Below are 13,244 nucleotides of genomic sequence, written 5' to 3' on the forward strand. Positions count from 1 at the left end.
GCTGTTCAGATTTCCGCTCTGGCGCGGTGACCCGGTGTCACTGGGCGCATACCGCCTTGTCGGCGCTTGCCTTCTCGATGTCCTTCGGCGGCTTCGTCGGTCCGGTGATGAGCTGGCCCGCGCCCTTGAAGTCCGCCCCCAGCGTGAGCACCATCGCCTCAAGTCCCTCGGCGTCGGTGGTGCCCTGCTTCATGGCCGTTGCGGGAAGCCCCATCATCTCGGCGAGCGCCCGGGCCTGATCGGCCTGGTTGGGCGCGTACTCCAGTGTCGTCTTCTTGATCTTCTCGGGTGCGTTGGCCTTGTTGGTGGACTTCAGCACCCCCTGCTCGTTCTGGAGCCAGGTGACGGTCGAGCCCGCCGCGCCGGGGATCTCACCGCCGTTGAGGACGTCCACGCGTACGTCGGCGGCCTCGGCCTTCGGACCCTTGAGCAGGGCCGCCTGCTTGCCCTTGGCGGCCTTCTCCTTCTGCTTCACCTCGGTCAGCGAGGTGTCGGAGCGCATCATCGCGAAGAGCTGCTCGCCCTTGACCGGGTCCACGACCACGGTGACGGGCTTCGGCTCGGCCGGGTTGTCTATGACCGGCATCGTGAGGAAGCTGATGTTCTTCGTGTCGACCTTGCCGATCTCCTCGGCCAGCGTCATCAGCTTCTGCGCGTTGCCGATGCCCGTGTCGACCGTCAGCGCCTTGGTGGCGGCGTCGGCCAGCGAGTACAGCTTCTTCGGGTTGGTCAGGGTGTCGCTCGACTTCATCTCGCGGATCATGGAGCCGAGGAACTGCTGCTGCACCTTGATCCGGTCGAGGTCGCTCCGGTTGCCGAAGCTGTCCCGGGTGCGCAGCAGGGCCAGCGCCTGCTCGCCCTGCACCTTCGACTCGCCCTCGGGCAGCTTCAGATGCGACTTCGGGTCGTCGATCGGCTTCGCCATGCAGACCTTGACGCCGCCGACCGCCGCCGTCAGGTCCTTGACCGCGTTGAAGTCGACCATCATGAAGTGGTGGGGCTTGACCCCGGTGATGTTCTCGACCGTCTTCATGGTGCAGCCGGGGTTACGGCCGTTCTGGCCGAGGCTGGTGTTGAAGCGTTCGTTCGGGGTGCCGGGGATGACCGTCGAGTTGCCGTCCGCGTCCTTCGACTCGCACTCGGGGATCTCGGTCACCAGGTCGCGCGGGATGCTCATCGCCGTCGCGTTGGTCCGGTCCTCGGAGACGTGGAACAGGATGGTGGTGTCGGCGTGGCCCTCGCTGCCCTTGTCGCCGTACCCCTCGTTGCCCTTGCCGGTGCGCTTGTCGGTGCCGATGATCAGGATGTTCATCGGGCCGTCGGTGACGACGTTCTTGCTGCCGGCGTCGCCCACGTCGATGGCGTCGATGTTCCCGTTGAGCTTCTGGTACAGGGCGTACGCTCCGGCCGAGCCGGCGACCACGACGAACGCCATGACCCCGCCCGTCCACAGCAGCGCCTTCTTCTTGCGCGACTTCTGGGGCTTGCGCTTCCGGCGGCCGGGTGCGGGCGGTTCGGCGGCCCCGCGTCCCCCCTGGGAGCTGCGGCGGCTGCGCTGGCCGGGCACCTCGCGGCGCGGCCCGTCCGGGGCGCCCTCGCGCTCACGCGAACCGGCACCGCGGCGTCCCGAACCCTCGCGCCCCTCGCGGGACGAACCGGTCCGGGAGTCGCCCCGGCGACCGGTTCCCTCGGCCGTAGCCGTACGCGAAGGGCTGCTCGACTCCCCAGTGGAGTGATCCAGTCGCAATTCGTAATTGCCGGTGTGCGGGTTGAGTACCCACTGGTCGGCGGGGTCGATATCGTCCGCCCGTCCACGACTGTGCGCGTCCACGGTTGCCTGCGTCCTCCGTCGGTGCCACGCGAGGCGCCCTCCCCCGGCAAGGCGCTCGTTCCTTCGCTCCAGCAGTGCACGACCTGACGGCCGGAAGCACCGGATCGCGTCACACTATCCGGCCGATTCCGCGTCGAGCGACGTGCGTGACACATTCCACGCCCCTTACAACCGGGCATTCTTCCCATTAGGCGTCGATTGCGTTCTATGTCTTGGCAATTGCTTTACTGCTTGCACAGGTCGTCCGCCGCACTCGAACCCGAATAGGTGGGTGTGGGCGTCGGGCTCCCGGATCCCGTGTCGTCCGGTTTCCCGTCCTGCTTCCCCTCCTGGTCCTGCCGTGCTTCCTTGAGTTCGTCGGCCGGGACCACGGCGACGGGCCGGTCCTCGCGGAGTTGCTTGAACAGGTCACCCGCGTCCGGTTCGACGAGTTCGTCCCGGTTCGCGTTGTTGCGGTACGGCTGCCGGGGCACGGTCAGGAACTGCACTTGGTCGGTCGGCACGTTGCGCATCCCGCGCACCAGGTCGTACAGGTCGCGCAGCGAGTCAAGACCCGGGTCCGTGGTCAGCGACTTGGTCGCCGCGTCCAGCACCGGGTAGAGCCGCGTCGGGTTGAGCAGGACGCCGTTGCTCTGCATCTTGTTCACCAAGGCGCCCAGGAACTGCTGCTGGCGCTCCATGCGTTCGGTGTCGCTGCCGTCGCCGAGGGTCTTGCGCGCCCGTACGTAGCCCAGGGCCTCCTCGCCGTTCAGCGTCTGCCGGCCGGCCGGGAGCTCCAGGAGCGCGTCCTTGTCGTTGATCGGCTCCTTGAGGCAGATCTCGACCCCGTCCACGGCGTCGACCATGTCCTTGAAGCCGTTGAAGTCGACGACCATGTGGTGATCGATGCGGATGCCGGTCATCCGTTCCACGGTGCGGATCGTGCAGGCGGTGCCGCCGAGCTCGAACGCCGTGTTGAACTGGGTGAACTGCTCCCGCGTCTCCTTGTCGTCCGAGGTGCGGCAGCCGGGGATCTTCACCATCAGGTCACGGGGGAGGGACACGGCGGTCGCGCTCTTCCGGTCCGCCGCCAGGTGCAGCAGGATCGTGGTGTCGGAGCGCTGGCTGCCGCCGTCGTCCCGGCCGTACTCACGGTTGTCCCCGGCCCGGCTGTCGGACCCGATGAGCAGGATGTTCTGGGCGTCCATGACGACCGGGGTCGGCCGCTCCTTCTCGTACGCCTTGAGCTCGGCGGCGGCGCTCGTGTCGGTGGTGATGTTCCCGTCGAGCTTCTGGTACATCCACCAGCCCACGCCCGCGGCGACCAGCACGAGGAACGAGGCGGCGAGCGCGGTCCAGCGCAGCCAGTGGCCCTTGCGGGCGGCGACGCCGCCGTCCTTGGACCGGCCGGCCCAGGTCTGCACGCCGGCGCCGCCTCCGGCCTCGGGCACGCCGTCACCTTCCCCGGCACTCCCGCCGCTCCCGGCCTTGGCGGGCTCAGGATCGGGATCGGGCTCTGGCTTGGGCTCGGGTTTGGCACCCGCCCCGGGCTCGGGCTCGGGTTTAGCACCCGTCTCGGGCTCGGGCTCCGCGGCGGCCGGGGTCTCCTCCCCGGCCGCCGGGTCCTCCGAGGCCTGAGGGGTTTCCGCGGGCTCCTGGGCGCCCCCGGCCGCCGGTGTCCCGCCCTCGGGTGTGCCGCCCTCGGGGTTCACGCCCTCGGGTCCGGGCTCCTCCTGCGACCTGCCCTGCGGCTTGTCCCCGGCCGAGTGGTCCGGGTCGGACGGCGGGCCAGCACTGTCGGTCACGTCTGCGTCCATCCTTCACGTTCGGCGGCGCGAGGGGCCGCCGGTCGCAGGAGTAGACGGCTGAAACTCACGCTTGGTTGTGCACGGCCAGGAGAGTGGTCTGTACCGCCCGATCATCTACCCGCTCCGGAGCCGATTACCGAGGACTCGGCCCGCTGTGGGCCGGACGAGTGCACCTCAGAGCGCTTGTCATACCGCGGTGTTGGTGACCCGCTCGCTCTCGGTCCGCTTGGCCAGCCCCTCCGCGTCGAGCTGCCCGAGATGGCGGCAGAGCACCACGGACCCGCCGGCCGCCAGTGGCGCGAAGAGTCCGGCGCTCAGCCCTTCCCAGGTGTCGTACGTACGCCCGGTGAGCAGCCGGGGCCCCGGTACGAGTCCGAGGGCGCCGGCGTCCTCGCGGGCCCGGGCGACGAGCTGCGCACCCGTCAGCTCGACCCCGCCGACGGCCAGCGCGGGCGCGTCCGGGTCCACCGGGGCGAAGGGTGCGAAGCGGTCGCCCTGGCTCGGCACCTCCACCGCGTAGTCCGCGAACCCCTCGGGCGCCTGCGGGAACCGGCCACCCAGCGGACGGAGGGCGAGGGCGACGCGCTCGCCCCGGCAGGCCCGCGCCCGCTCCAGGCTGTCCGGGCCGGTCACGACGAGATCGGCGGCGGCCGGGTCGCCCTGGACGTCGGCGACGACTCCGACGGAGGAGCAGGCGAGCAGCCAGACCGCGGACTGCCAGTGCGCGGGGAGCAGCAGGGCGAGCCGGTCGCCCGGCTCCGCCGCGAGGTCGCCCTGGAGCAGATTGGCCGTCTTGGCCACCCAATTGGCGAAGGTGGCCACTGACAGTTCGACGCGTTCTCCGGTGGCGTCGTCGTAGAAGGTGACCAGGGGGCGGGCCGGGTCCGCGGCGAGGGCGGATCGCAGCAGGTCGGCAGGGGTGCGGTCGCTGGAGTTCATCCGCGCAAGCGTACGCGGGGCCGCTGTGCGGGGCGGGCTGAACGGGTGTCACGTACACCGGTTCGGCCGACGGGGTGTCACGCCGGGACCGATGCCCGGGTCGACGGACTCATGGCTGTATGGCCAGGATTGTACGTATGCGTGCACTATTGGTCACCTCAGTCGGCGTCACCTGCGCGGCAGCCCTCACCCTGCCGCTCGCCGCCCCCGCCCTGTCCGCTCCGGCCGCGCACTTCGCCACGGCCCGGCCTCCTTCCCTGTCTCCCGAATCGCCCGGGTCCGGCCCGCCGTCGGCCCGGACCGAAGCCGCCCCCCACAAAGCAGACGAAGCGAACGAAGCGAACCAGGGGAACGAAGCGAACGAAGGGGACGCCCTCGAAGCCCCCGAAGCCCCCGAAGCCGCCCCGCCGCGCGCCGGCGAGACCCGTGCGGCCGCGCTCGCGGGCTCGACGCAGTCCCTGCCCCTGGAACCCCTCGCCGCACCGTCCGACCGGTCCATGGGCCCGGCGACGGCCGGCCAGGGGCTGGACCGGCGGACGGCCCGCCCGTTCTCTCTGGTCGGCGTGGTCTGGGACGACGCCGAAGCCGAACTCCACGGCACGGTCCAGGTCCGCACCCGGGCTACCGGCTCCACGAGCTGGTCGGACTGGCAGGACGTCGAGACCCACAACGCCGAGCACGCCGCCGACCTCGGCAGCGCCGAACGGGAGTCCGGCGCCGTGCGCGGAGCGACCGCCCCGCTCTGGGTAGGCGACTCGGACGGCGTGGAGGTACGCGTACGCCCGGAAGCGGCCGATCCGCAGCACCGGTCCGCCGCCGTGCCGCTCCCCGCGGGGCTGCGCCTCGAACTCGTCGACCCCGGTGAGGACCCCGCGCCCGAGCCCGCCCCCGACGCCCCCGCCGGCCGGACCGTCACCAGGGCGATGTTCGCCGGCAATCCGGTGCCGCCGACGACGACGGGGGCCGTGCCCGAGGCGCTCACCGCCGAATCCGCCGCGACCTCGGCCGTCAACGCGGACCTCGCGCCGCTCGGCGCGGCCGTCATCCCCGCGCTGACCAAGGCGGCGACCGTGGAGGAGGCGGCGATCGTCGCGGCCGGGGCGAAGCCGTACATCGGACCCCGCCCGAAGATCGTCACCCGCAAGGGCTGGGGCGCGGACGAGAAGCTCCGCGAGCGCAACTTCGCGTACACCAAGTCCGTCAAGGCGGCCTTCGTGCACCACAGCGCGACCGGGAACAACTACACCTGCAAGCAGGCTCCTTCGGTGCTCCGCAGCATCTACCGCTACCACGTCAAGAGCAGCGGCTGGCGCGACTTCGGCTACAACTTCGCCGTCGACAAGTGCGGAAACATCTACGAGGGCCGGGCCGGAGGCGTCTCCAAGGCCGTCCTGGGCGCCCACACCCTGGGCTTCAACACCAACACCATGGGGATCGCCGTGCTCGGCACGTACTCCTCCACCAACCCGCCCGCCGCCGCGGTGACCGCCGTCTCCAAGCTCACCGCCTGGAAGCTCGGACTGTTCGGGGCCAACCCCAAGGGCAAGGTCACCCTCGTCTCCGGCGGAAGCGGCAAGTACGCGAAGGGCAAGAAGGTCAAGATGAACGTCATCTCGGGCCATCGGAACGCCTTCGCAACCGAATGCCCCGGAGCGCGTCTCTACAAGAAGCTCGGCAAGGCCCGGACCAGCTCCGCCAAACTGCAGGGCCGCTGACCGGGGCGTTTCCGACCGGTCTGCTTAGACTGGCCAGCCACAACCAGGCCAGGCCCCAGCAGGAAGCAGAGACGGTGCTGTGACAGAGGCAAAAGAAGCGATCCTCCTGGTCGGTGGCAAAGGCACCCGGCTGCGCCCGCTCACGGTGCACACCCCGAAGCCGATGATTCCGGCGGCGGGGGTCCCCTTCCTCACCCACCAACTGGCGCGGGCCAGGGCGGCCGGGGTGGAGCACATCGTGCTCGCCACGTCCTACCTGGCGGAGGTCTTCGAACCGTACTTCGGCGACGGTTCCTCGCTCGGCCTGCACATCGAGTACGTCACCGAGCAGGAACCGCTCGGCACCGGCGGAGCCATCCGCAACGTCGCGCCGAAGCTGTCCTCGGGGCCGGACGAACCGGTCCTGATCTTCAACGGCGACATCCTCACCGGGCTCGACATCCGGGCCCTGGTCACCTCGCACACCGTCTCCGGGGCGGATGTCTCCCTCCACCTGACCCGGGTCGAGGACCCGCGCGCCTTCGGCCTCGTGCCGACCGACGCGACGGGCCGGGTCACGGCGTTCCTGGAGAAGCCGCAGACGCCGGAAGAGATCGTCACCGACCAGATCAACGCCGGGGCGTACATCTTCCGGCGCTCGGTCATCGACTCCATCCCGGCCGGTCGTCCCGTCTCCGTAGAACGCGAGACCTTCCCCGGACTGCTCGCCTCCGGCGCCCACCTCCAGGGCATGGTCGACTCGACGTACTGGTTGGACCTCGGCACCCCGGGCGCCTTCGTCCGCGGCTCCGCCGACCTCGTCCTCGGCCGCGCCCCGTCCCCGGCGGTCCCCGGCCGCTGCGGCGACCGCCTGGTCCTGCCGACCGCCTCCGTGGCCGCGGACGCCAAGCTCACCGGCGGCACGGTGGTCGGCGCCGGCGCGGTGATCGGCGCGGGCGCGAGAATAGACGGCTCGACGATCCTGGCCGACGCGGTCGTGGAAGCGGGCGCGGTCATCACGGACTCCCTGGTCGGGGCCGGCGCCAGGATCGGCGACCGTACGGTGCTCGCGGGCGCGGTGATCGGCGACGGGGCGCGGGTGGGCGCGGACAACGAACTGCGTGACGGGATCAGGATCTGGTGCGGCGCGGTCCTGCCGGACGCCTCGGTCCGCTTCTCCTCGGACCAGTAGCCCCGTACCCATACCCGTACCCTCAAAAGGACGCCCCCTCCGCACCGAGAACACCGAGGCCACCCGTGGCAGGACGATTCGCCCCCCGCACCGCGCGAGCGGCGCTGCCGCACCAGGCTGCCGCCCCGGCGCGTCGGACGACTCCGCCATCGCACGACGGCCCGCCGCTGACCCGGGAGTGGACCCCACCCGGACGGCTGGACCTCCGCCTCGTCCTCGGCCCCCTGCGCCGGGGCCCGGCGGACCCCACGTTCCGGATGGTCGCGGACGGCACGTTCTGGCGGGCCACCCGCACGCCCGAGGGCCCCGGCACCCTGCGCCTCGCGGCGCGCGGCGACCGCATCGAGGCGGCGGCCTGGGGCCCCGGCGCGGACTGGCTGCTGGCGGGGCTCCCCGCACTCCTGGGCGCGGACGACGACCCGGACGTCTTCGTCCCCCGCCACCGCCTGCTGGCCCTGACCCGCCACCGCCGCCCGGGCCTGCGACTCCTCCGCACGGGCCTGGTCATGGAATCGCTGATCCCGTCGATCCTGGAGCAGAAGGTCACCACGGACGAGGCGTACCGCGCCTGGCGCCACCTGGTCCGCCGCTTCGGCACCCCCGCCCCCGGCCCCACCGCGGAGCTGGGCCTGCACGTCATGCCGGACCCGCGAGGCTGGGCGATGATCCCGTCCTGGGAATGGCACAGGGCGAACGTCGACGCCAAGCGGTCGTCGACGATCCTGCGCGCGGTCCGCGTGGCCCGCCGACTGGAGGAGGCGGCGACGATGAACCTCCCCGAGGCACTGACCCGCCTGGAACTGATCCCCGGCATCGGCCCCTGGACCTCGGCCGAGACCCTCCAGCGCTCGAACGGCGCACCGGACGCGGTCACGGTCGGCGACCTGCACCTCCCGGGCATCGTGGGCCACGTCCTGGCGGACAACCGCGACGCGGACGACGAGGAGATGCTGTCCCTGCTGACCCCGTACGAGGGCCAGCGCCACCGAGCGACCCGCCTGATCCTGCTCTCGGGCCACACCCCGAAACGCCGGTCCCCGAGGATGACCCCGGGCAACATCACCCACCTGTAGCCGTTTCCGGAGCGGGCGTTCCCAGCCCCGCCGGAACCTTCCGGCTCTCCGAGGCGCGGCGTTTCCAGCCTCCGCCGGGACCTTTCGGCTTTCCGGAGCGTGGCATTTCCACAGGCTCCGCCGGGACCTCTCGGCTCTTCGGGGTTGGCGTTTCCAGCTTCCTCCGGGACATGGCATTTCCAGCCCCTCCGGCGTTTGAGGAGCGGGGCCCGGGGCGGAGCCCCGAATCCAGCCCGTCCGGCGCTTGAGGACAACCAGCACCGGCACCCACCACCACCCCCGCCCCCACCTCACCGCACGGTGAGAAACGCCTCCGCGTCCCGAACGCCCCGCTCCCGAGGCACCCCCGCCGCATGCCCCACAGCCACCGCCCCCAACGGATCCCATGACGACGGCAGCGACAACACCTCCCGCACCACGGACCGGCAGAACATCGTCGAGGACACCCACGCCGACCCCAGCCGCTCACCCGCCAGCGCCACCAGGAAGTTCTGCACGCCCGCGCCCGCCGCGACGACGAACATCTCGCGTTCCGCGGCGTCGCGCCGCTCGTCCCCGTACGTGTGCGAGCCGTCCATCACCAGGCACGGCACCGCCAGGTACGGCGCGTTGCGCAGCACATCCCCGCGCCGCACCCGCTTGGCGATCGACTCCTCGCTCTTGCCGTCGCGCCGCAGGTCCTCGATCCACGCGTCCCGCATCGCGTCGAGCAACCGGGTCCGCGACTCGGCGGACTCCAGCAGCACGAACCGCCACGGCGTCGTGTGATGAGGGGCCGGTGCGGTCACCGCCGCGGCCACCGCCCGCCGCACGGCCCCCGGATCCACCGGCTCGTCGGTGAACTCACGCACGGTACGCCGCAGCGTCACCGCTTCCCGCACGGCCTCGGACGTCCCGAGCCGGAACATGTCGTCGGCGGCGGTCCGCACCAACGCACGGGCACCGGGCTCGTCGCCGGACGCCACCACATGCGGCAGCCCCCGCACCACGGCGACCGGCAGCCCCTCCGCCTTGCCCTTGACCAGGTCCCCGGCCGCGGCCAGCTCGTCCGCCGTGGCCACGACCGTGGCGCTGAGCGGATTGCCGTACGCGTCCGTCCCGCCGCGCAGATCGTCCAGCACCCGCACTCCGGCGGCCCCGATCGCGACATCGGTCAGCCCGTTGCGCCAGGGCCGCCCGAAGGTGTCCGTGACGACGACGCCGACCTCCACGCCGAGGGCGTCCCGCAGCCCGTCCCGGATGGCCCGGGCGGAGACGTCGGGGTCCTCGGGCAGCAGCAGTACGGTCCCGGCCGGCGTGTTCGAGGCGTCGACCCCGGCGGCGGCCATGACCAGACCCTGCCGGTTCTCCACGATCCGCAGCGCCCCGCGCCGGGCCACGACCCGTACGGTCTCGGCGTCTATGGCGGCCTCGCGGTCGGCGGCCCGGACGATCCGGCCCTCGGCCTTGGAAACGATCTTCGAGGTGACGAGCAGGATGTCCCCGTCGACCAGTCCGGGCCCGGCCGCGGCGATCAGCTTCGCGAGATCGTCGCCGGCCCGGACCTCGGGAATCCCGCCCAACGCCCAGACCCGAAAAGAGGGCGCACCCGAAGCCGCGTCACCACCACCGCCACCACCGCCACCGGCGCCACCAGGAACCCCGCTCACGCCCGAACCTCCTCGGCCAGCTTCAGCGCCTGCCGGGCCATCGCCGCGGTCGCGTCCACGTCCGTCATCATCAGCGGCACCGCCCGGCAGCGGATCCCCGCCGCCTCGACCTCCCCGACCGCACCCGCGTCCACCGTGTCCACCAGCCAGCCGTCCAGCAGCCCCGACCCGTAGTGCTGGGCCACCGCGGCGGCGGTCGACTCGACGCCCACCGCGGCGAGCACCTTGTCCGCCATCCCGCGCACGGGCGCGTCCCCGACGATGGGGGAGAGGCCGACGACCGGCACACCGGCCTCGGCGATGGCCTCCCGGATCCCGGGCACGGCGAGGATCGTGCCGATGGACACCACCGGATTCGACGGCGGGAAGACGATGACATCGGCCGAACCGATGGCCTCCAGCACCCCCGGGGCCGGCTTGGCCTGCTCCGCGCCGACCGGCACGATCGCCTGCGCCTCGACGGAGGCGCGCAGCTTCACCCAGTACTCCTGGAAGTGGATCGCCTTGCTCTCGCCGTCCGTCTCGACGGCGACATGCGTCTCGACCCGGTCGTCGGACATGGGGAGCAGCCGCACGCCCGGCTGCCACCGGGCGCAGAGCGCCTCGGTGACCGCGCTCAGCGGATAGCCCGCGCCCAGCATCTGCGTACGGACGATATGGGTCGCGAAGTCGCGGTCGCCGAGCCCGAACCACCCGGGGCCCACGCCGTACGCCGCGAGCTCCTCCTTGACCTGGAAGGTCTCGTCGGTCCGCCCCCAGCCCTGTTCCTCGTTGATGCCACCGCCGAGGGTGTACATCACGGTGTCGAGGTCGGGACAGACCTTCAGCCCGAACAGATGGATGTCATCACCCGTGTTGCCGATCACCGTGATGTCCGCGTCGGGCGCGGCCTGCTTGAGGCCGCGAAGGAAGCGGGCACCGCCGATGCCACCGGCCAGAACAACAATGCGCATGCGGAGCAGTTTGTCAGGCGGGTACGGCGCGCACGGCCGTCGGGGCGCTTTGCGTGGCGTGCATCGGCATCTCGGTCAGGCCCGGGTAGTAGATGTGCAGACTCACGGCCGGTTCGAGCGAGTCGTTGACCACTTCGTGGACGTACCCCGGGGCGAAGGCACGCTGCGCGCCCGCGCCGAGAGCCCGCCTCCCGCGCTCGGTGTGCTCGGTCAACTCGCCTTCCAGAACCGTCAGTACGCCGGCGGAGAGGCCGTGGTCGTGACGCCCGCTGCCCTGCCCGGGCACCCAGCTGAGCAGCCACACCTCGTAGCCGGGGCCCTGGCGCAGGCGGTGGTACCAGCGGGAGGCGGAGTCGTACTGGACGATTCCGGCCCACTGCGCGCGGTCGGCCGCGATGGAGCGTGCGAGGCCGACGAACTCGGAGACGGTGGAGGGGTGCTCGCGGGCGGGGCGCAGGAGGTGCTGGACCTCAAGGATGTCGCCGGCGATCTGAAGGTCGCTGTCACTGTTCATGGCTGCGGTGGTTCCTCGGCATGGGGGGTGCACGTGCGGGGGAGTCGCGGTGAGCGTCGGCAGCTCGGAAGGAGCCGAGTGAAGTGCGAAATGCGGGGGAGGAGCGGGAGGAGACGAAAAAAGACGCTCGACCGGAGAGGCTGGATCAGAGCTGGAGCGCTAGGGCATCAACAGCTGTGACAGCTGGAACAGCAACAGCGGGCCTGGACAGCACTACGGAACCCACGGATGTGGGTGACGTGCATGGCTGTGGTCGCTGGCATGGCACCAAGGAGACCGGCTCGGCCGTCCGCTGTCAACCCAATGCCCGAAATCGGGGCAATGTTTCACCCCTTCCGGTTGTCGGGTTTGGAGAAAGGTTTATGCACGCCTGGGTGGGGACATGTGGCGCATCATCCGCGCCCTCAAACGCGACTGACGCTCCGTGACCTGACTGTGATCTTGATCGCTTCGGTGATCGAATCGCAACACAAGGGCACCTTCGCTCGTCTCTCACGGGAGAGGGAGTGGAGCCATGGAGCCAGTGGCATATGTCAGGTTTTTGCTGATTTCAACACTTTCTGCATACGCTTGGTTCCGCAGAGTGAATCCCTGGGCCAATAGCAGATCCTCGCTTGACTGGCCCGGAGCTACACACTTGTAATTTCACTCGTGTCGTTCAGCCGCAAACGGCTGCATCACGGGACGCAAGAGACAGACGAGGGGCGCACATGACCGAGCTGTTCCAGCAACTGCTGGTCGAGGACGCGGACGAGGAACTCGGCTGGCAGGAGCGCGCACTGTGCGCCCAGACCGATCCCGAGTCCTTCTTTCCCGAAAAGGGCGGATCCACCCGCGAGGCCAAGAAGGTCTGCCTCGCCTGTGAGGTGCGTTCGGAATGCCTTGAGTACGCCCTTTCCAACGACGAACGCTTCGGAATCTGGGGTGGGCTCTCCGAGCGGGAGCGACGGCGCCTCAAGAAGGCCGCCATCTGACGTCCGCCCCCGGTCGGCCCCGCCACAGGACGCATCGGCCACCGACCACCGCACCCGGACCAGCCCCCGGGCGCACCCCGAACCACCGCACCCGGACCAGCCCCCGGGCGCACCCCGAACCGCCGCACCCGGACCAGCCCCGGGCGCACCCCGAACCACCCGGACCGGCCCCGGCCCCCGGGCGCACCCGCACCAGGCCGGGCGCACCTCGAACACCCCACCAGGCCCCCGGCGTACCCCGGCGTACCCCCGGCGTACCCCGGACCACTACCCGGCCGCCGCCGCCCTCTCGCGAGCCGCAGAGCGACCCGCACCCCACCGCACGCCCCCGTACACCCACTCCCCATCCCCCACTCCCCACCCCCACGCCTCCTCCCCATCCCCCGATCCCCCGATCCCCGCGCTTCCGGCCGAGGCCGCCTCTTCTTATCCGGCAGGCTCTCCGGACCCGCTTTCCCACCCCCGACGGCCCGTCCGCCGACCCCTTCCCCGGGGCTCGGCAGGCGGGCCGTCGGCACGTCCACGCCCGGCCCCTTCACCCGCTCCGACCCCCGCCACCTGTCCGTACCGTTAGTGTGGGGCCCCGTCCGAGACGCGCCAACGCCCCGACGGCGCGCGCGTGTACACCGATGCAGCCC

Annotated in this window: 10 protein-coding genes; 4 read left to right on the forward strand and 6 right to left on the reverse strand. The window is 71.2% G+C overall.

Annotation, left to right across the window (positions count from 1 at the left end):
• Window positions 1-37: 37 nt before the first annotated feature.
• From ACIQRW_RS16590 to ACIQRW_RS16600, 3 genes are all read right to left on the reverse strand, one after another.
• Complete coding sequence (locus tag ACIQRW_RS16590; protein WP_403760224.1) at window positions 38-1,831, reverse strand: LCP family protein; 1,794 nt, start codon at window positions 1,829-1,831, stop codon at window positions 38-40.
• A gap of 224 nt (window positions 1,832-2,055) precedes the next feature.
• Complete coding sequence (locus tag ACIQRW_RS16595) at window positions 2,056-3,627, reverse strand: LCP family protein (protein WP_403760227.1); 1,572 nt, start codon at window positions 3,625-3,627, stop codon at window positions 2,056-2,058.
• Between the two features lie 177 nt (window positions 3,628-3,804).
• On the reverse strand, window positions 3,805-4,557 hold the full coding sequence (locus tag ACIQRW_RS16600; RefSeq protein WP_403760230.1) for a TIGR03089 family protein: 753 nt from the start codon (window positions 4,555-4,557) through the stop codon (window positions 3,805-3,807).
• Between the two features lie 137 nt (window positions 4,558-4,694).
• Between ACIQRW_RS16600 and ACIQRW_RS16605 the strand changes: the two genes are divergently transcribed.
• The 3 genes from ACIQRW_RS16605 to ACIQRW_RS16615 all read left to right on the forward strand — a co-directional run bounded on the left by ACIQRW_RS16605 (window position 4,695) and on the right by ACIQRW_RS16615 (window position 8,516).
• A complete protein-coding gene (locus ACIQRW_RS16605) occupies window positions 4,695-6,272 on the forward strand; it encodes a peptidoglycan recognition protein (RefSeq protein WP_403760233.1) in 1,578 nt (525 codons plus the stop codon).
• A 79-nt stretch (window positions 6,273-6,351) separates the two neighbouring features.
• Window positions 6,352-7,443 carry a sugar phosphate nucleotidyltransferase gene (locus ACIQRW_RS16610; RefSeq protein WP_403760236.1) on the forward strand — a complete coding sequence of 364 codons (1,092 nt, stop codon included), beginning with the start codon at window positions 6,352-6,354 and terminating at the stop codon, window positions 7,441-7,443.
• A 65-nt stretch (window positions 7,444-7,508) separates the two neighbouring features.
• Window positions 7,509-8,516: a DNA-3-methyladenine glycosylase family protein gene (locus tag ACIQRW_RS16615; protein ID WP_403760239.1), complete on the forward strand. Its 1,008-nt coding sequence runs from the start codon at window positions 7,509-7,511 to the stop codon at window positions 8,514-8,516.
• A 290-nt stretch (window positions 8,517-8,806) separates the two neighbouring features.
• On the opposite strand, the gene ACIQRW_RS16620 is transcribed toward ACIQRW_RS16615, so the two are convergent.
• The 3 genes from ACIQRW_RS16620 to ACIQRW_RS16630 are packed head-to-tail and all read right to left on the reverse strand — an operon-like array spanning window position 8,807 to window position 11,632.
• Window positions 8,807-10,165 carry a coenzyme F420-0:L-glutamate ligase gene (locus ACIQRW_RS16620; RefSeq protein WP_403760242.1) on the reverse strand — a complete coding sequence of 453 codons (1,359 nt, stop codon included), beginning with the start codon at window positions 10,163-10,165 and terminating at the stop codon, window positions 8,807-8,809.
• A complete protein-coding gene (gene cofD, locus ACIQRW_RS16625) occupies window positions 10,162-11,118 on the reverse strand; it encodes a 2-phospho-L-lactate transferase (RefSeq protein WP_403760245.1) in 957 nt (318 codons plus the stop codon). The genes ACIQRW_RS16620 and cofD overlap by 4 nt, the downstream gene beginning before the upstream one ends.
• 13 nt (window positions 11,119-11,131) lie before the next feature.
• A complete protein-coding gene (locus tag ACIQRW_RS16630) occupies window positions 11,132-11,632 on the reverse strand; it encodes a cysteine dioxygenase (protein WP_403760247.1) in 501 nt (166 codons plus the stop codon).
• Between the two features lie 710 nt (window positions 11,633-12,342).
• Between ACIQRW_RS16630 and ACIQRW_RS16635 the strand changes: the two genes are divergently transcribed.
• Complete coding sequence (locus ACIQRW_RS16635) at window positions 12,343-12,606, forward strand: WhiB family transcriptional regulator (protein ID WP_003968728.1); 264 nt, start codon at window positions 12,343-12,345, stop codon at window positions 12,604-12,606.
• The last annotated feature ends 638 nt before the right edge of the window (window positions 12,607-13,244 follow it).

This window comes from Streptomyces sp. NPDC091287 (assembly GCF_044768525.1).
Lineage (GTDB): Bacteria > Actinomycetota > Actinomycetes > Streptomycetales > Streptomycetaceae > Streptomyces.

Coding starts and splice junctions, on each gene's coding strand:
- ACIQRW_RS16595 (WP_403760227.1), bottom strand. CDS start 3,627: ATGGACGCAGACGTGACCGACAGTGCTGGCCCGCCGTCCGACCCGGAC.
- ACIQRW_RS16600 (WP_403760230.1), bottom strand. CDS start 4,557: ATGAACTCCAGCGACCGCACCCCTGCCGACCTGCTGCGATCCGCCCTC.
- ACIQRW_RS16605 (WP_403760233.1), top strand. CDS start 4,695: ATGCGTGCACTATTGGTCACCTCAGTCGGCGTCACCTGCGCGGCAGCC.
- cofD (WP_403760245.1), bottom strand. CDS start 11,118: ATGCGCATTGTTGTTCTGGCCGGTGGCATCGGCGGTGCCCGCTTCCTT.
- ACIQRW_RS16630 (WP_403760247.1), bottom strand. CDS start 11,632: ATGAACAGTGACAGCGACCTTCAGATCGCCGGCGACATCCTTGAGGTC.
- ACIQRW_RS16635 (WP_003968728.1), top strand. CDS start 12,343: ATGACCGAGCTGTTCCAGCAACTGCTGGTCGAGGACGCGGACGAGGAA.